This window comes from Lysinibacillus sp. NPDC059133 (assembly GCF_042755925.1).
Taxonomy (GTDB): domain Bacteria; phylum Bacillota; class Bacilli; order Bacillales_A; family Planococcaceae; genus Lysinibacillus.
This window is the reverse complement of sequence record NZ_JBHZDH010000042.1, coordinates 1-19,362: the sequence shown is the minus strand read 5'-3', so window position 1 is coordinate 19,362 and position 19,362 is coordinate 1. Positions and strand designations below refer to the sequence as shown.

Annotated in this window: 10 protein-coding genes; 9 read left to right on the top strand and 1 reads right to left on the bottom strand. The window is 37.5% G+C overall.

The window, feature by feature from the left end; translation table 11 throughout:
• The first annotated feature begins 122 nt into the window (after positions 1 to 122).
• Positions 123 to 875, top strand: coding sequence for a threonine/serine exporter family protein (locus ACFXN8_RS18920; RefSeq protein WP_376077501.1), 753 nt, complete (start codon positions 123 to 125; stop codon positions 873 to 875).
• 12 nt (positions 876 to 887) lie between these two features.
• Positions 888 to 1,355 carry a threonine/serine exporter family protein gene (locus ACFXN8_RS18915; RefSeq protein WP_386847244.1) on the top strand — a complete coding sequence of 156 codons (468 nt, stop codon included), beginning with the start codon at positions 888 to 890 and terminating at the stop codon, positions 1,353 to 1,355.
• Between the two features lie 93 nt (positions 1,356 to 1,448).
• Here the strand turns inward: ACFXN8_RS18915 and ACFXN8_RS18910 are convergent, their stop codons facing one another.
• A complete protein-coding gene (locus ACFXN8_RS18910) occupies positions 1,449 to 3,470 on the bottom strand; it encodes an EAL domain-containing protein (protein ID WP_386847243.1) in 2,022 nt (673 codons plus the stop codon).
• An 841-nt stretch (positions 3,471 to 4,311) separates the two neighbouring features.
• Between ACFXN8_RS18910 and ACFXN8_RS18905 the strand changes: the two genes are divergently transcribed.
• The 7 genes from ACFXN8_RS18905 (at position 4,312) to ACFXN8_RS18875 (ending at position 18,792) form a co-directional block, all read left to right on the top strand.
• On the top strand, positions 4,312 to 6,033 hold the full coding sequence (locus ACFXN8_RS18905; protein WP_386847242.1) for an ABC transporter ATP-binding protein: 1,722 nt from the start codon (positions 4,312 to 4,314) through the stop codon (positions 6,031 to 6,033).
• Positions 6,033 to 7,865, top strand: a complete 1,833-nt coding sequence (locus ACFXN8_RS18900) for an ABC transporter ATP-binding protein (RefSeq protein WP_386847241.1) — start codon at positions 6,033 to 6,035, stop codon at positions 7,863 to 7,865. Before ACFXN8_RS18905 ends, ACFXN8_RS18900 begins: the two co-directional genes overlap by 1 nt.
• 490 nt (positions 7,866 to 8,355) lie before the next feature.
• A complete protein-coding gene (locus tag ACFXN8_RS18895) occupies positions 8,356 to 9,225 on the top strand; it encodes a GNAT family N-acetyltransferase (RefSeq protein ID WP_386847240.1) in 870 nt (289 codons plus the stop codon).
• Positions 9,226 to 10,623: 1,398 nt separating this feature from the next.
• Complete coding sequence (locus ACFXN8_RS18890) at positions 10,624 to 11,511, top strand: WxL domain-containing protein (RefSeq protein ID WP_386847239.1); 888 nt, start codon at positions 10,624 to 10,626, stop codon at positions 11,509 to 11,511.
• A 28-nt stretch (positions 11,512 to 11,539) separates the two neighbouring features.
• Complete coding sequence (locus ACFXN8_RS18885) at positions 11,540 to 12,343, top strand: WxL domain-containing protein (RefSeq protein ID WP_386847238.1); 804 nt, start codon at positions 11,540 to 11,542, stop codon at positions 12,341 to 12,343.
• Between the two features lie 78 nt (positions 12,344 to 12,421).
• Complete coding sequence (locus ACFXN8_RS18880; RefSeq protein WP_386847237.1) at positions 12,422 to 13,450, top strand: WxLIP family cell surface protein; 1,029 nt, start codon at positions 12,422 to 12,424, stop codon at positions 13,448 to 13,450.
• A 107-nt stretch (positions 13,451 to 13,557) separates the two neighbouring features.
• Complete coding sequence (locus ACFXN8_RS18875) at positions 13,558 to 18,792, top strand: isopeptide-forming domain-containing fimbrial protein (protein ID WP_386847235.1); 5,235 nt, start codon at positions 13,558 to 13,560, stop codon at positions 18,790 to 18,792.
• Positions 18,793 to 19,362: the final 570 nt, after the last annotated feature.

Below are 19,362 nucleotides of genomic sequence, written 5' to 3'. Positions count from 1 at the left end.
AGCCTAAGATCATCGCATCCATGCGATAACGGCTAACTGACCTGCATCGTGCAGGCCTAAGCACAAAGCCGATTCCGGACGCAATTATGCCGAGGCATAATTGAGGGAGGTAGTTAACTGTAATGGTTTTACATGAAGTGGATAATGAATTTACGATTGACTGCTTATTGCTTGCGGGGCGAATTATGATTGAAAGTGGTGCGGAAACATACCGTGTGGAGGATACAATGCTACGTATGGCGCATTCTCAAAATATGCTAGATGCGCAATGTTATACCACACCCACAGGAATCATTTTTTCGTTAGGCAAGACACAGCCAACGAGAATTACATCAATTTCCAACAGGGTAACAGATTTGCAAAAAATAGCCTTGGTAAATTCAGTATCTCGGAGACTCACATCTCACATGATAACATTAGAAGATGCTTATGACGAGCTAAAGTCGATACAAAAAACAAATTATTTTTTACCAACATATATTCAAGTTATATCAGCGGCTCTTGCGAGTGGTTGTTTCCTTATAATGTTTAAGGGGGGATGGTCTGATTTCCTTTTTGCCTGTTTGGCAGGGGGGTTAGGCTTCCTAGTGCTTTTGTTAATAAATGACTTAACAAAAGTGAAATTTTTCGCAGAATTTACAGCTTCGTTAGTAGTAGGATCGATTGCTGTCTTTTCAGTGAAATATGGTCATGGTGCGGAAATAGATAAAATTGTCATTAGCTCCGTTATGCCACTGGTACCAGGTATTTTGATCACGAATGCAGTACGGGATTTAATGGCAGGTCATTTTATGTCGGGGATGGCAAAGGGCGCAGAGGCCTTTTTAACAGCTTTTGCAATCGGTGCAGCTATTGCCGTCACTCTATCGTTTTAGGAGGCAGACGACATGGACTATATCACACAGTTGATTCTTAGCTTTTTTGCAACGGCAGGTATCGCAGTTATTTTTAATGTACCTAGAAAAACCCTCATTTATTGTGGTTTTGTTGGGGTAGTAGGCTGGATGATTTACTTCGTCCTAACAGAGCATGGCATGGATGTAGTAAATGCCTCATTCTTTAGCGCTTTCGTCATTGCAATCGTTGCCCATTTGTATGCACGACGCTTCAAAATGCCGATGATTATTTTTATTGTTGGTGGGATTATCCCGTTAGTTCCGGGAGGCATGGCTTACAATGCTATGAGAAATGTTGTTGAGGATGATTATATACAAGGGCTACAGTATGGATTTAAGGCATTTTTAATTACTGGTGCCATCGTTATAGGACTTGTATTTGCAGAGGTACTGATACAGCTTATTTTCCGTTCTGTCCGTACTAGTAAGGCGACATTCAAAAAGGTCTATAAGAAATAAGGCTCTACATCAAAAGTAGGGAATATCATGCCAGTTAGAACAAATATAAAGAAGGAGGTTACGTTTAAAACGTAACCTCCTTTTTAAAATTAACTATTTTACGAGCAGTGCTTCAATTTCCTCAGCAGAAATTGGCTTACTAATATAGTAACCTTGAATCGCATCACAGCCATAAGAAATCAAAAGATCTGCTTGTTCAGAAGTTTCGACACCTTCTGCGACAACTTTAAGTTCCATAGATTTTCCGAGTTGTACCATACCGTTCATGAGCTTTTGGGTTTTCTCAGATTTTAATAGAGAACTTGTAAATGCTTTATCGATTTTCAATGTATCTATTGGTAGAATTTGCATATATCTAAATGAACCATATCCGGTACCGAAATCATCTAGTATAAAGGCGATCCCTTCATTTTCAAGCTTACGCATTTGTTGTGTAATAAAGGTAGCAACTTCTGCTTCGAGGGCAAATTTCTCGGTAATCTCGATTTGAATAAGATTCGCAGGGCAGCTAGTTTTCGCTAATGTGTCAAGAACTGATTTTGCCATGTTTTTATCACGGAATTCGCGTACAGATGAGTTAATGGATACTTTTAAATCAAGACCAGCCTTTTTCCAGGATAGTGCCTGTTCACAAGCTTTTTCTAGCATAAAGGAACCGATATTATTAATAAGACCCGTTTCTTCCGCAATTGGAATGAGCTCATCTGGTGAGACAACGCCTATTACTTCATCTTCCCAACGAACTAGTGCTTCTACAGCTGTGATTTTACCTGAAGTAACATCAATTTGCGGCTGATAAAGGACTTTTAGGTTTTTTTGGTCAAGAGCCTGAAGTAAACGTTTTTCAATTAAAGCTTTACGATTTAATGCTTTATGTGTTGCTTTTGATAGTGAGACGATTTTATCGCCACCGGCCTCACGGACAGTTGTAATAGTAGCAATAGATGCCTTCATTAGTTGGGAGAATGTAGTTTGATCCTCTGGATAACGTGTAATTCCGCCACTAATAGAAATAGGGACAGCCACATTACTGTTATAAATTGGATGTTGTTGTAAGTAAGACAAGAAGCCTTGAATGAACCATTCACTTAATGGTGTAATCACGACAAAATCATTTTCGTTAATACGTGCCATTGTGCTATCTTGGAAGTACATTTTTATACGATTTGTAAACTCTACAATAAGACTTTGATCGATTTGCTGATCATGTAACTCTTTTAACGTATAAAATTTATCGATACTTAAATAGACGAAAGAGAAGTTTCTTTCTTCCTCAATCATGTTGGAAATCACTTTTTCGAGTCGGTGTGCATTCATAAGACCTGTTTCTGTATCGATATAAGCGATTTTTTCAAGCTGATGTTGAATTGACTTGGACTTGGTGATATCTTTTTCAATTAATAAAAATTGTTGCTCATTTGTTTCAATGTTAAATGTAGGGATAGCTGTTAGTAGTACCCAATAAGATTGGCCTGCTTTTGTAACTTTTTCGACTTCACCTTGCCATGTAGAGCCATTGTTTAAATTACGCCAGATGGTGTTAGTGATCTTTTCACTTTCTTTATTTTCAGGGAATAGCTGCCAGAACGTTTTACCAATCACGCGTTTTGGTGTCCATTGACTCGTTTTTAGAAATTCAGCATTACATTCTAAAATGAACCCATCATGATCCAGTGTTACTGTCATAAATGTCGAGTCCAATCCCTGTTTTAAGTTTGCGAGAGTACCGCAACTTGAGACAGAATTGATCATTAATTCTGGTAGCATAAACATCATTAGGATGAAACGCTCTCCTTGTTCAATAAATGGTTTAGCTAGCAGCGCTGTGTTAATTTCTTCATTTGTATACGTTTGCAGTTGAATTTGTTTGATATACGTACTGACATCATTTTGTAAAATGGTTTGAAACTTTTCTAATGAAAGCTGACGTAGTAAATTTTCATGAATAAATAAAGCGGTATGTTCTTTAATAGTAGTAGCTGAAAAACCAAATAGCTGTTCAGCAAGCTTTCCCAAATGTATAGCTTGTCCATCTTGATTCATGACAATTGCAGGAAAAGGAAGTGAATTTAAATAATGTTCATCAATGGTAAATGTTTTATGCATATGACTCATGATTATTCGATCTCCTTGAGTAATCTATATATACTATTATTATAGTTAATTATCAGGAATTAGTCATTATGAATATGATTGTAAATATTTGATAATAAAAAACATAGGGACTTTTTTAACGAAAAACATGGAAAGATTTGAAGAAAAATAACATTTTTTAGTATATATATAGGAAGAGAGAAGTGTGCGTGACGTTTAAAAGGAATAGTAATTATTGTCTCGGGTGCGATGTTATAGGGAAGCAACTGACCTTTTTTATGTGAACAATTCGTTTATCGGTTGCAGGTATTATATTATTTACATATTGATTGTTAACTAGAAAAGATATTTCGGCATTTGGCAGCAATCAACGAAAATATTGCTGTATTCGACTAATTACAATTTTGGCGCCTACATTTGTTGTTGTTGCTTATGTCTCCCTTAGTTTAAAGAAATAACCACCAAAATATCAAGTGATAGGGATTATTGATACACGAATAGGTCTTTTCCTCCTACTAACGAACGCTTCATTTGCCGCTTTATTAGTTAGTAGCAAAGCCTTATTATGGGAAGGTAGCAGTTCTTTGGTAGACCCGATCAGTTTTACCTTGGAGCTGAGCAATTGTTTGGTAGACCCGATCAGTTTTACCTTGGAGCTGAGCAATTGTTTGGTAGACCCGATCAGATTTGCCTTGGACCTGAGCTATTGGTCTCACGTTTGCCTTCTACACATTGTATCCTAGACATTTGTGTGTAATATGGCCTTCTATAGATAGAGGGAAAGTATAAAAATACAGTATAGGGGTTCATTGTTATAGTTAAATTTTATGGAACTCCTTTATAAAGAACGAGGGGGAAGAATATGAAAGAAGTTTTTTCCTATGTAAAGCCTTATAAATGGACGGCATTCATTGCGTTTAGTTTAATGCTGTTGGAATTGTTTGTGGAGCTCGCGCAGCCATTAATCATGGCGAAAATTATAGATGATGGCGTGCGAGCTCAAAATCAAGGGATGATTTGGCAGTGGGGAATGGTGTTACTGGCCTTATCTTTCGTAGCTTTTATAGCAGGTGTCGTGAATTCATATTTTTCATCGCATACAGCACAGAGCTTTTCCTATGATTTACGAAATGCATTGTTTGAAAAAATACAATCCTTTACATTAGCTACTTATCAAAAATTCTCAACGGCGTCCCTTATTACAAGATTAACGAATGATGTGACGCAAGTTCAGACGGTGCTGTTTATGAGTTTGCGTATTATGCTTCGAGCTCCACTTGCCGTTGTTGGTAGCATCATTATGGCTTTTGTTGTCAATGCTCAACTAGCGCTATTTTTAGTAATTGGCGCACCGATTATTTTCATTTTTCTTATTGTTATGGTGGCAAAAGGTGTGTCTTATTTTGGACGTGTGCAAAAGCGAGTAGATCGTTTGAATCGAGTACTACAGGAAAATTTACAGGCTATTCGTTTAGTGAAAGCTTACTTACGTGGTGCCTATGAAGCCTCTCGTTTTGACGAAGTTGCCTCACGCTTAAAAATAGATACTGTAAAAGCTCTACGAACAATGGAGTATATTATGCCTGTACTGTTATTCATCATGAATATGAGTTTACTTGCTGTGCTGTGGTTTGGAACGAAGCAAATAGCTACAGGTACAACACCACTTGGAGATGTTGTGGCCATTGTCAATTATGCAATGCGTATGACAGGCTCGTTTTCGATGTTTGCCTTTATTATTATTTTTTATGCGCGCGCAAAAGCCTCAGCAGAGCGAATGGCAGAAGTCCTTTCGACTGAAAATGAGGTGGAACTAACATCATCTTCAGAGAAAATATCGAACGACTTGAATTTTGGAGAATTAGCGTTTGAGCATGTAAGCTTTACGTATCCTGGGGAAGACTCGCCTGTACTCTCCGATGTAAGCTTCCGAGTGAAATCAGGTGAAAAGCTTGCCATTCTGGGGGCAACAGGTGCAGGAAAATCAACGCTATTACAGCTCATCCCACGTTTCTACGATGTGACAGAAGGCAAAATCGTAGTAGAGGGGAAAGATGTACAGCAATGGGATTTACAAGAGCTGCGCGAAACGATCGGCTATGTACCACAACAGTCTCTATTATTTACAGGAAGTATTGCTGATAATGTTCGTTGGGGTGATGCAGAGGCTGACATGGATGCAGTGTTACACGCGACTATGCAAGCACAAATCCATGCTTCTGTAGAGGATTTCCCGAATGGGTACGAGACAAGAGTCGGTCAGAAGGGTGTCAATCTTTCAGGTGGGCAAAAGCAAAGATTATCGATTGCAAGAGCGTTATTAAGAAAAGGGCATATATTAATGCTCGATGATAGTACAAGTGCGCTTGATGTGAAAACGGAGCAGGCATTATGGGAGGCATTGAGTGAAGAACAAGCAACCATGTTAGTCGTCACTCAAAAAATTCGAACAGCGAAAGGGGCACATCGTATTTTACTCATCGATGCAGGAAAAGTGGTCGCATACGGGACACATGAAGAGCTTTTGCAAACGTCAGCGCTCTATAAAAAAATCGCAATCTCCCAACAGGAGGTGGAGGAATAATGGGATTTTTCCAAAAACCTTTTGGCTATGAGCCGATTTTGACGAAAGATGATGTGAAGCAGACGGTTAAGAAAAAGAAGGGACCTCGTGCGACAAATTGGAAAAGTACACTACTGCGTTTATGGAAAATAGTCGATGAACAACGTGCACTACTAATTATTGTACTGTTACTTGTCTTGGTGAGTTCCATGTTGGCTCTCCTTGGGCCGTATGTAATTGGTAAAATGATTGACATGTATGTAACGCATGGAGAGCTTGCAGGGCTAGAGAAGGGAATTACGCTGTTAATCGGCATTTATGCTCTATTAGCCGTATCGCTATTTTTGCAAAACTTTTGGATGATTGGTATTGCTCAACAAACCATTTATCGTTTACGAACGAGTGTATTTGCCCATTTTCAAAAACTGCCGATTGCCTTTTTTGATCGTCGCCAGCATGGAGAATTAATGAGTCGGATGACGAATGATATTGAAGCCGTTAGCTCCACATTAAATAGCTCCTTTATCCAAGTATTTTCTAGTGTAATAACACTGACGGGAACAGTGATCATCATGCTAAGTTTAAGTCCCTTACTAACGGTATTAACGATGACGATTATACCAATTATGTTTTGGGCGATGCGTTGGATCACACGGAGAACCGCACCTTTGTTTAAAGAACAGCAAGCGGCCATAGGAGCTCTAAATGGCATGATTGAAGAAACGATTTCGGGCCAGCGAATTGTGAAAGCTTTCTCACAAGAAGAACGAATGAAAGAGGAGTTTCGCGAAAAAAGTGTCCGATTAAAAAGTACTGGCTTTTGGGCACAGACATACTCTGGTTATATTCCAAAGGTCATGAACTTTTTAAACAATATGAGCTTTACCATTGTGGCTGGTATTGGCGGTGTACTTGCTCTTTATGGGCATGTGTCCATCGGCGTCATTGTTATTTTTACAGAATACGCAAGGCAATTTACACGACCATTAAATGATTTGGCCAATCAATTTAATACCGTACTATCAGCGATTGCTGGTGCAGAGCGTGTATTTGCGCTACTGGATGAAATGCCTGAAGAGGAGGCAGCTTCAGCGCAGAAGCATAAGCTATTAGGACAGGTAAGCTTTCAACATGTGTACTTTAAATATGAGCAAAAAGAGGAAGCTTACACGTTGAAGGATATTCATTTTGACGTAGAGCCCGGACAAACGGTCGCTCTTGTTGGGGCGACCGGAGCAGGAAAAACTACGATCTTGCAGCTGATTGCAAGATTTTATGAAGTATCAAAGGGTGAGGTTTTATTTGATGGTGTCAACGTTCAGCAAATAGAACGACAAGCATTGCGCTCGCAAATGGCCTTTGTGTTACAGGATCCGTTTTTGTTTGAAGCGTCTGTACGTGAAAATATTCGTTATGGTCGATTAGATGCTAGTGATGAAGAGATTGAAGAAGCAGCGAAGCGTGCAAATGCACATGACTTTATCATGTCGCTAAAGGATGGCTATGACACAGTACTTGCCGCAGATGGCAGTGGCATTTCGCAAGGCCAAAAGCAGTTATTGTCCATTGCAAGAGCATTGATTGCCGACCCGAAAGTTTTATTATTAGATGAGGCGACAAGTAGTATTGATACCGTCACGGAGCTTGCGATTCAAGAGGCTCTTGATGTGTTAATGCAGGGACGCACAAGCTTTGTGATTGCTCATCGTTTAAATACAGTGCATAATGCCGATATTGTGCTTGTGTTGCACAAAGGTGAGTTAGTCGAAGCTGGCCCTCAACAAAAATTAATGGAGTCCGGTGGCATCTATGCGCAGATGCTACAGTCTTCATCCCATCATCTAGATGAGTAGGGGGAAAAGTAGGAAATTCTGTAACATTCAAGACAAAATAAAAATGTACATTACTAAATTCGATGTTAGTAGTGTACATTTTTATTTTGTCTCAGCAGCGTCTAAATTCTAAAGTGTCTTTTATTGAAATATTCCATTAATGCATAATTTTAATGTAAATTTATTTATAAAGGTAGTATAATTATGTAAATGATGGAAGTTATAGGTGATGAATGATATATATCTTAAATCTAAGTTATGGTCGGGATTCAGTATAACTTGAGAAATAAATATTTTTAAATTGCAATTAATAGGCGTGTTAGGATGAATTTATTTCTATGATTCTAGTAACTTTCAATCATTATAACCGTCAATATTCATATGAAACCTTTTAATTTCACTATACTAGGAGTAAAATTGTTAATAATTAGAAGTGACTAGTGTGATTTGTTGCCAGCTTATTTTCTTTCTTGCTACAATAGGGCAATAGTTTGATACAAGAACGGAGTAAATGATGAATATTTCAGTGATGACAGTGTCTTTTCCGTTAGATGGGGAAACATTAAATGAAGTAAAATTATTGTGTGAGGAAGCGACCACACAGGACTATCGTGTCTATGAAACGGCTATGGGGTTGCCTATGGCGAGTTCCTTTGAATCGAAGGGCTTTATGGTACTTGCTTATGAAGATGACAAAGATGTCTTAGTGGGTGCAGCTAGTGCCATAGATTTAATGGGGCTGCATACATATGAATGGTCTTTAGTTGTAACACCTACGTACCGTCAAAAAGGAATTGGAACAGCTTTAGTAGATGTTTTACAGGCAGGCCTCGAGGAGCGCGGGGCAGAAGGTCAATTGGCGGTAGTGATAGATGGCTCACCATTTGGACACACGTTTATTGACAAGAAGGGCTTTACATATAGCTTTTCAGAAGCCACTTTAGAAACAAAAGCAGAGTCAGTAGAATTAAAGGATGCTATCGAAATTATTCCTTATACAGATGAACAGGCAGAGCTGATTACTATTTATAGTGCAGCGTTTGGAGACCTACCTGAAGAGTCTGAGGAGCTCATCGCTTTTAATACGTCAACGCCTGGAAGAAAGCTGTGGGTAGCACGTAAAGAAGGAAAAGTTGTCGGAACCGTGACGACTGCCCAAGAAAATGAAATTCAATGGGTCACAGCATTGGCAGTTCATCCAACTTGTGAGGGGCAAGGGATCGGTACTGCTATGCTTTCATTTTCCAAAGATTATGCGAGCAAAATTGGTGCGAAATTCGTCATGCTGGATGTAGAAATCGACAATAGAAAGGCGCTTTCTGTTTATGAGAAAGCAGGCTTTATGAAGGCTCAGCAAATAGACTATTTTGTAAAACAATAAGTGAAGAGTGAGGAGTGTGCTTTATGCATCGCTCCTCACTTTTTTGTGTTCAGTACGAAGTCCATTCATCGGTGATAAGGATGCGGAGAAATTTCAGATGGAGATAGGCGAACTGCATAAAAGGGTGGCTAAGTCTTTCTTTCAAAGGAAATTCCAAGGAAACATCATTCGTTCCCCCATAATATAAGGTTGAAAATAACTCCATAATGATCCAAATAAACAGTTTATCAAAATATGTTCAAAAGTGAACAAAAGTTGATTTGCATTGTTTCCCGGAAGGCTCTACTCTTAATAAGCATAATCACTAAGATAAAAGGATGTCCTTTTTATATTTTTTAAAATGGAATAATTGTCCACAAAAAGTTGAAAAATGGTCCTTGATAATCGACTGTTGCAAGTAAGGTAGGAGTGGTACCATCACTAACTCTAGGATCCTGCCAAACACAAGATCCAAATAGTACTAATAGTTTTCAACACTCGTTGGAAATCAATTAAATCAAGGGTGAATTTTAAAAACCCAGCAGTTTCAAATTCACGATTATCAGATTTTGTTAGAAGAGCAACAAAAGTTGATTTTTATTCTTTTATAAAATGCTATACAATCGGAAATTGCAAGAGACGAAAAGTAAAAAAAAGACTTAAAAGAGAAAAATATGTTTAAAGATGTTCAGTTAGAGGTATAGGTTAAGTGTAAAAAGTAAATAATCTTGTATTTGCGGTAATAGTAGTGAAGTTTCTACTAATGGTAAATCGTAATTTCAAATTCACTACTATCAAAATATGTTAGAAAAGCAACAAAAGTTGATTTTTATTCTTTTGTAAAATGCGATAGAATCAGTCATTGCAAAAGATAAAAGACTTAAAAGAGAAAAAATGTTTAAAGATGTTCGATTAGAGGTATAGGTTATAGTGTAAAAAGTAAATAATCTTGTATTTATGGTAATGGTGGTGATGTTTCTAAGTGTTTTTTATCTAATGCTGAATCGTTAAATTATCAAAGTAATAGGAAGATCGCTTTTAGGAAAGTATGTTCACCTTAATTTGGAAGGGATATCAAAGTCTTAGAAGCTGAAAATAGGAACATAAGACGCATCTTATTAAAGAATAATAATTTTAAAGAGTGCTATTTACCGTATCAGCATTTTGTCTGATACATAAATATAAATAAAAAGTAATGGAATGAGAGGATGATTTGGCCTATGGAAGGATGTCCTTTTTCGCCTAATGAATGTAATAATATTACAAATAAATAAAAAAATGGTTTTATTTAATGCGATTGTTATTTACCGTATCAGCATTTTAGTTGATACGTAAATATAAAAAAAATTATGAAAGGAGAATTCACCTACGAAGAAAAAAACAATACAAGTTGCAGCAATTGCAGCGGTACTAAGTGGGATGGCCATTTCGCCACTATTTACTTTAGCAGATGGCAAAGGTGATGTTTTTGAATCGAAGGCAGTGGTGAAATTTATTCCGGCTACAGATCCGCAAGTTCTGGTAGATCCAACTGATCCAGACCCAGGAAAACCGGTAAAACCAGTAAAACCAGTAAAACCAGTAAAACCAACTGATTCAGACCCAGGAAGACCGGTAAAACCAGTAAAACCAACTGATTCAGACCCAGGGAAACTAGTAAAGCCAGTAAAACCAACTAATCAAGACCCGGGGAATCTAGCAAATTCAGTAGATTCAGTAGATCCGACAAATCCACAAGATCCAAACCTTGGGACGGGCAGTCCCTTAAGCTTGGACCATGTGTCAAACCTTGATTTTGGTGTTAGTGAAATTGCTAATACGGAGCAAGGTGTGTCGTACTATGCCAATGCACAGGAACTGCATACTAGTGAGGGAAGTAAATATGTACCGAACTATGTTCAAATCTCAGATAATCGTGGATCAAATTCGGGGTGGACGTTGACGATTAAACAAGAGGGTCAATTTTCTAATGCTAGCGCACAGCATAAGGAATTAACAGGTTCACAAATCCAATTTGCTGACCCAACTGTTGAAGGTGTATCAGACGCGCCACCACCAATAAATGCTGAAGTAATTACATTGGATCCGAATGGAGCGGAGTCGCTTGTAATGGCCGCGAAGCCGCTTGCGGGGGCTGGACTTTGGGTGAAAAGCTGGGGAACAGTTGAGGAGATGACTGGTGATTCCGGTCAGAAAATTCAAAAAACAAAAGCGATCTCTCTTACTATTCCTGGAGAAATGCAAGCAGATACTGTTACATACAGTACAAAATTAACTTGGAAGTTATCTGATATTCCGAGTAACTAAACTAAAACTATTAAAGGTGGTCAAAATTATGAAGAAAATCGATTTGAAAATGTTAGGTATTACAGCTTTGGTAACAGGTAGCGTACTCGCAGGAAGCACAACTTCCTTTGCAGGAGGAGGAGCACAAACGGATGGAACTTATGACTCTAAAACAGTTGTTAAATTCCAAGCACCTGGTGAAGGTGGAGGGGAAGTAGATCCGGTTGAACCGGTTGACCCAACAGATCCAACAAAGCCAGTTGATCCAAAAGATCCACCAGGAGAAGGAACACCAGGTCCATTAAGTATCGACTTTGCATCTAACTTGAAATTTGGTACGCCAGAAATTTCGTCTAAAAATCAAACTTACAAAGTACAACCACAAAAATTTAACAATCGTGTACCTGAGGACGGTCCAAACTATGTTCAAGTGACAGATAACCGTGGAACATTAAAAGGTTGGAAATTAACGCTAACACAAATGGGTCAATTAAAGACCGAAGATGGTAATGAGTTAACAGGAGCTGCAATTAATTTCGAAAATGGTCATGTAGCATCAACTGTTGATGAAGAATTTCGCCCATCTGGAAACCAAGAATTTACTTTGCAACTTGGCGAAGATGGGAAAGGCGTAGCCGAAAATATAATGGTTGCTGATGCTGGAAAAGGTGCCGGTACTTTCCTTCACGTTTTTGGTGGTAACGACTCAGCTGCAGATAGTATCACACTGACTGTGCCTGGTAAAACAATAAAACATGCTGACAAAGACTATTCTACAAAATTAAAATGGACATTATCAGACGTACCATCTGGTAATGAAGGTGAAGAATCTGGTAGTGAAGGCGAAGAATAAGTAAAGAATAGGGATGAGACACTGTAGTTTTCTACAGTGTCCTACCTAAGTAATTAAGTAACGAGGAAGGTTGAATTTATGAGAAAAAATATGTTGTTGACCTTAGTTGGAATAGTAATGGTAGGCCTAGTATGGTTTGCACCATTCGCTTCTGCATCTGAATTTAATTTTGGTGTACATACTGTTATTCCGGAAAATCAAATTGATAAAGAAAAAACGTATTTTAATTTGAAAATGGAACCCAATCAAAAGCAAACATTAACGATCCGTTTAAGAAATGATACGCCAGAAGATGTCGTGATTGAGCCTAAAATTAATACAGCTACAACAAATCTCAATGGTGTTGTAGAGTATGGATCTACAACAACTGAACGTGATTCTTCACTATTGTATGAGATGGGAGATTTAATAAAAACAGATAAGGAGATTACAGTTCCGGCTAATGGGAGTAAAGATTTGCACTTAAATGTAACGATGCCTGAAGAGGAGTTCGATGGGATTTTAGCAGGCGGTATTACGTTAGAAGAGAAGGAAACGGCATCAAAAGAAGAAGAAAACAATAAAGGTTTAAGTATTGAAAATAAATATGCTTATGTAGTAGGCATTACGCTACAAGAGACAGATGCAATAGTAGAGCAGGATTTAAAATTACATGATGTGGAGGCTGGACAGCTGAATGCACGTAATGTCATAAATGCTACACTTCAAAATCCTACGGCTACTTATTTAAATCGTTTCGAAGTGGATGCGGAAGTGACGAAAAAAGGAAAAACAGAAGTACTCTATCAAGCTAAAAAACAAGACATGCAAATGGCGCCAAATTCAAGTATTGATTATCCTATTCCGTTAGATGGTGAAAAGTTCAAAACTGGAGAATATACGATACATGTAAAGGCTAAGTCTAGCAAAGAATCATGGGAATTCAAAAAGGATTTTGCCATCAAAGGAGAAGAAGCGAAGCAATTCAATGCAAAGGATGTATCAATTGAAGGTCCGAATTATTTAGCGTATATAGTAGGGTTACTAATTATGCTAGTAATAGGGCTACTAGTGTATATATTTTATAGCAAGAAGAAACAGGGGAAGCAGCAAGAAATGAATGATTAATTGATATAAAAACATGTGTTTGAACTTGGGATTGACATTTGTTTTCTTATCAATTAATTCTAGTAATCTATCTAATAATAGGATTCAAATAAAGGGAAGGTGTGAGAATGAAGAAAATAGTAGTCTGGATGTTGACCTTTATCTTAATCTTTTCAACGCTGCCTATATCTGAAGCGGAGACATCTGTTGACCCCGAAAATGCAGTAACAGAAGATGATGGACAGATCGAGTCAGAAAGTGCAGAAGAATCAGCACCTGAAAATGATGCACAGACCGAATCGGAAAATAAAGAAGAGCCACCAGCTGCAGGCGAGGAGCAGACTGAGTCAGAAAGTACAGAAGAGTCAACAACTGAAAATGAGGCAAACACCGAGTCAAACGGTGAAAAAGAGCCACCAGCTACAGGTGAGGAACAAACCGAATCAGACAAGGAAGAAAAGCCAGAAACTAACTGTGAAGAAGGGCTAGCAATTGACTGTGAGGAACAAGCCGAATCGGGCGATAAAGAAAAGCCAGAAGCTGAATGTGAAGAAGAGCTAGAGACGGACTGTGAGAAACCTGAAGAATCAGCCAGTGAAGAAAACCTAACAGTTACATTAGTTAGTGACGGAGAATATACAGATGGTGGTTACCGTATAACGGGGACACTGAGTAAAGTCAACCAACCTACCATTCTTTACTATAAAGTTGATGATAATGATGAGAAGAAAATCGCGGAATTTGAAAACACAGACACTGATGCAGCTGTTCCGTGGGCGTACACGATTCTAAATGATGAAGTGAAAAAGGGTTTAGATCACGACATTACGATATATGCAGAAAACGAGTCTGGTGCGAAGTCAAACGAAGAAACAATAAAAATCCGCCCAGCATTAACGATTACAGAACAAGTATTTGATGAAGATGACCATGAGGTAGAGGAAATTGCACCAGAAAAAACAGTCAGCTATAAAATTGTAGTAGAAACCGATTATATTGAAGAAGATACCGGCACATATGGTGAAGTCAACATTACTCAACAATATGCTACACGTTTAGAACAACCAGCAGACCTTAAAGTAATAGATGAAGAAGGAACAGAGGTTGGTACAGCCTCATATAATGAATCTGCAAATGTAATTGAAGCAACCCTTGATGCTAACCTGCCACGTTCTACGAAGGTAAACATTACGTATAACGCTAAAGTGAAAACAGATATGGAAGAGGAAGAATACATCATCAGTCAGGCGACAGCATCCGGGGAATATAGTACAGGCGATGAAGCCAATGAAACATCCGATAAAACGAAAATTTTAATTACTAAAGCACGAATTAAAATAAGTGACGTTGGTAAAATCGGCAATATTGATTTTTCACCGTTGGATAAAGATGATCCTTTAGTTGGATTTAAAGAAATGACAGAAAATAGCTTGCTTGAGTTCTCGAAAGAAGAGTCCAGTGGAAGAAAATATTTTATGCTTTTCGGAGACTACAATAATAATCGGCATAAGGGCATATTGGAAGGAGGCGCCGAAATGATCTTCGAGGATGACTCGAAGCGGCCGCTACCTAGCAAAGACACAACACTTGAAGCCTTAATGCAAAGCAAATATATACATGCACAAAATTTTGCAGTTATGACACTGTTCCCTCACCCTGAGTGGAATGGTACCGCAACATATTATTACAATAACGGAAAACCTTCGGAGAATCAGGTAGGTAATGGATTAGTCATTGCCCAAGGAAATGATCAAAATCGTAGTCCAGAGTTTCAATCAACAGAAATGCCAATTTTAAAACTATTTAAAAATGAAAAGACACATGAGTTGATTGCTTATGCAGCTGTCGTTAATGGAGACTATTTAGATGGCTATGTAAAGATTAAAATGAGTTCAGTAAGTAGTTCCAAAGGGCTTGTTAATATAAGCATGAAATTTTTAAAATTAAACGACGAATATCAATATACGAATTTTGCTTATAATGTTCGTACAGATATTGGTAACCTCTATAACTACGATTATAGGCCGCCTATAAATTCGTTAGGAAATAATAAAGGGTTCTATTTTGTTGTTGATGAGAAAGTTATGAAGGAACATCGTAACGACGAACATCCATATTATCTTTATTTCTTCCGTGATGGCTATGCGAATCATCCAGCTGAGTTGAAAGTAAATGATGAACCGGCAAACCAACCGTTCAGCAAGGACTTTTACCCTACAATGAGTTCACTTGGTAGCGAAGATCCTGGTGAGAATGCAGAATATCCGTTTACTCAGGATCCGGGCTGGTCATTAAGATGGGCAACTGACGAACAAAAATATGGCGATGTTAGAGAAGCCAATCTCGAGCTTATGGTAACTGACAGTGATCAGCATACTATTGTGCAAGAAGTTAAATTAGATAAGGATATAGAATATACAAATGATGGTTACCATATAAAAGGGACATGGAATGATGATAGAGGTAAACTTGTCACTCTTTATTATACGATTGATGGCGGTGAACCTAAGAAAATCGAAGAATATGAAAATAAAAATCCTGGTACTGATGTTCAGTGGAAGCACAAGATTCTAAAAGATGAAATGAAAAAAGGTTTAGATCACACGATTACTGTATTTATGAAAAATGAGTCTGGTTTTACGTCAGACGAAAAAACAACAAAAATCAGCCCGGAATTTATTATGACAGAACAAGTTTTTGATAAAGATGGCGAAGTGGCAGAGAGAGTTGCGCCAGAAGGAACAGTAAACTATAAAATTGCAGTAGAAACAAATTATATTGAAGAAGCTGGAGGCACATATGGCCAAGTCAGCATTACTCAAAAATATGCAACGAGTTTAGAACGGCCAACAGATCTTAAAGTAATAAATAAAGACGGAGAGGATGTTGGTACAGCCACATACAATGACTCCGCCAATGTAATTGAAATAACGCTCGATGAAAACTTGCCACGTTCTACGAAAATAAACATTACGTATAACGCTAAAGTGAAAAAAGATATGGAAAATGAATATATTATAAGTCAGACGACAGCATCCGGAAAATATAGTACGGGTGATGAAATCAATAAGACATCAGATGAAACGAAAATTTTAATTACTTCTCTACTTGATCGAACACGAAAAAAAATAAGTGAAGTAGGTAAAATCGGCAAAATTAATTTTGCACTGTTGAATGATCCTAATGAATTAGATGGATTTGAACAAATGACAGAAAATAGATTGCTTGAATTCCCGGTAGATGAACCTGAATCTATCGGAAGAAGATATTTCATGCATTTCGGAGACTACAACGGTGAGCGGAATAAGAATAATTTAGAAGGTAACTCACCTAAAGACTACGGTGATGACTCGAAGCGTCCGCTACCTAGCGATGACATAACACTTGAAGCCTTAATGCAAGGCAAGTATATAATGGCGCAAAATTTTGCAGTTATGACACTGTTACCTCACTCTAAGGATTATGGTGCCATTACATATTATAATAGACAAGGGTTATCTTCCGGGTATCACGAAAGTAATGGATTAGTGATTGCACAAGGAAATGCTGAAAATGGTAAAGCAGAGTCTCAATCTACAAAAATGCCGGTTTTAAAACTATATAAAAATGAAGCTACACATGAATTAATGGCTTATGCAGCTGTCATTAATGGAGACTATGTAGATGGCTATGTAAAGATAAAAATGCGTCCAGTAAGTTCAAAAGGGCGTGTTAATGTAAGTATAAAATATTTAAAATTAAACGCTGAATATACCTATACTAACTTTGCCTATCGTGTTAATTTGGATGTTGCTTCTCTCTATAGTAATCCTCCTGGGGTAATAACGTATATAAATTCATTAGGGAATGATAAGGGATTCTATTTTGTTATGGATAATGGTTATATGAACAACTATCGCCACGACAATAACCCTTACTATCTTTATTTCTTCCGTGATGGCTATGCGAATCATCCAACTGTATTCAAATCACATAAATCTGATTTTGAAAGCCTACCGTTCAGTGATGCTTTTTATAGTACATTGAAATCCCCGGGTACCAAGGATCCTGGTAAGGGTAAAATCTATGAGGATTTGGCTGATAAACGTAAACGAGGCTGGGCATTAAGGTGGGAACCTAAAGAACAAGAATTTGGCCAGGTTAGAGAAGCGAATCTCGAGATTATGGCGACTAGCAGTGCTAACCTACTAGAAGTTAAATTAGATAATGATGGTGAATATACAGATAATGGTTACCATATATCAGGGACATGGAACGATGATAAAGGTGAAAATGTCACTCTTTACTATACCATTGATGGCAGTGAGCCTCAGAAAATCGGAGAATATGAAAATAAAAAACCTGGTGAAAATGTTCCGTGGAATTTTACTATTCCAAATGATAAAGGTCAAGTGAAAAAAGGTTTAGATCATGATATTACTGTATATATAAAAAACAAATCTGGTATGACGTCAAATAAAGAGAAGATAAAAATCCGGCCAACATTAACCATTACAGAACAAGTATTTGACGAAGGTGGTAAAGAGGCAGAAGAAGTCGCACCAGGAGAAACGTTAAGTTATAGTATTTTAGTAGATACCGACTATATTGCGGAAGATAAAGGTAAGTATGATCAATTTAAAATTACCCAAAAATATAATACAAATTTAAATCCACCAGCAGACTTAAAAGTAATAAATGAAGACAGAAAAGATGTTGGTACAGCCAAATACAATGAATCTGCAAATATAATTGAAGTAAGTCTGAATGATAATGCTGATAGATCGCGTTCTAAGAAAATATACGTTACGTATAATGCTACAGTGAAAGAAGATGCTGTAAAAGGAGCAACGATTGTAGGTCAGGCAACAGTATCCGGGGAATATAGTACTAAAGATAAATTCAATGCGACATCAAATAAAGTGACAACTGTAATTGTTGCTGCCGTGTTGAAGTTCAATTCTGCACCTAAAGTTATCGATTTTGGAAAAGATCTAGTGATTTCGCCACGAACTAAAAAGTATTATCCAATTAAGCTCGATATGCCTTTAGCTGTAAAAGATACTCGTAATCTATCTTGGGAAACGCCAGGCTTTTGGGAGGTGACGGCTAAGCTTAGTGAGCCGTTAATTGGAAAGACAGGTGCTGAAATAGATTATTTAAGTTATCGTAAAGGTGACGATGTTTCAATTTTTACTGAAAATTTCTCAGCAAAGATCTATACAAGGGAACCAACAGACGGTCGCCGAACAATCGATATTTCAAGTACATGGAGTGAAGATGAGGACGGGCTTTATCTAGAAGTGCTAGCTGGAAAGGCAAGAGCTGATGCTTTTGAAGGAACGATCACATGGACGCTTCAGGATGTACCGCCTAATGAATAAATCTAGTGAAGTTTTGAAAGCTACTAAAGTGTATCAAACATGAATTGAACCTTAAAGTAGATAGTTTAATAAAAAGGGATTGCCGTACTATGCGGCATTTAGATGACTTCGATGCTTGGAGTCATCTTTTTTTGTCTCAGGCTCTTTTTGTTCAATTTTTTATGAAGAAATGATATTTTAGATAACAATAAAACATTAAATTAATGAGTCTAATATTAATTTATTTCTTAAACATTATAATAGGAAGTTTCTCGGTGAAATAAAAAACTATCAATTTTTTTAGAAAAAGTATTGACCATCTTAGATTAAGAGTGTAATATTATACAAGTCGCTAAGACATCTACTGAAAAACAATTAAGTTAAATAAATTAGTTGTTGACATCGAGTTTGTGACATGATATTATATAAGAGTTGCTGCTGAGAAACGGCAACGAAATGAACCTTGAAAACTGAACAAGCAAAACGTAATCAATATAGTTTTTAGTAACTAACCTTGAGTTGGTGAACGAAACAAAATTTTGGACATCAAACATGATGCCAGCAAAACAATTTGAGCTAATCAAATTTCTT

Bases quoted from the DNA above. Each gene is read 5' to 3' on its own strand.
- ACFXN8_RS18915 (WP_386847244.1), top strand. From the start codon at position 888: ATGGACTATATCACACAGTTGATTCTTAGCTTTTTTGCAACGGCAGGT.
- ACFXN8_RS18895 (WP_386847240.1), top strand. From the start codon at position 8,356: ATGATGAATATTTCAGTGATGACAGTGTCTTTTCCGTTAGATGGGGAA.
- ACFXN8_RS18910 (WP_386847243.1), bottom strand. From the start codon at position 3,470: ATGAGTCATATGCATAAAACATTTACCATTGATGAACATTATTTAAAT.
- ACFXN8_RS18885 (WP_386847238.1), top strand. From the start codon at position 11,540: ATGAAGAAAATCGATTTGAAAATGTTAGGTATTACAGCTTTGGTAACA.
- ACFXN8_RS18905 (WP_386847242.1), top strand. From the start codon at position 4,312: ATGAAAGAAGTTTTTTCCTATGTAAAGCCTTATAAATGGACGGCATTC.
- ACFXN8_RS18920 (WP_376077501.1), top strand. From the start codon at position 123: ATGGTTTTACATGAAGTGGATAATGAATTTACGATTGACTGCTTATTG.
- ACFXN8_RS18890 (WP_386847239.1), top strand. From the start codon at position 10,624: ATGGCCATTTCGCCACTATTTACTTTAGCAGATGGCAAAGGTGATGTT.
- ACFXN8_RS18880 (WP_386847237.1), top strand. From the start codon at position 12,422: ATGAGAAAAAATATGTTGTTGACCTTAGTTGGAATAGTAATGGTAGGC.
- ACFXN8_RS18875 (WP_386847235.1), top strand. From the start codon at position 13,558: ATGAAGAAAATAGTAGTCTGGATGTTGACCTTTATCTTAATCTTTTCA.
- ACFXN8_RS18900 (WP_386847241.1), top strand. From the start codon at position 6,033: ATGGGATTTTTCCAAAAACCTTTTGGCTATGAGCCGATTTTGACGAAA.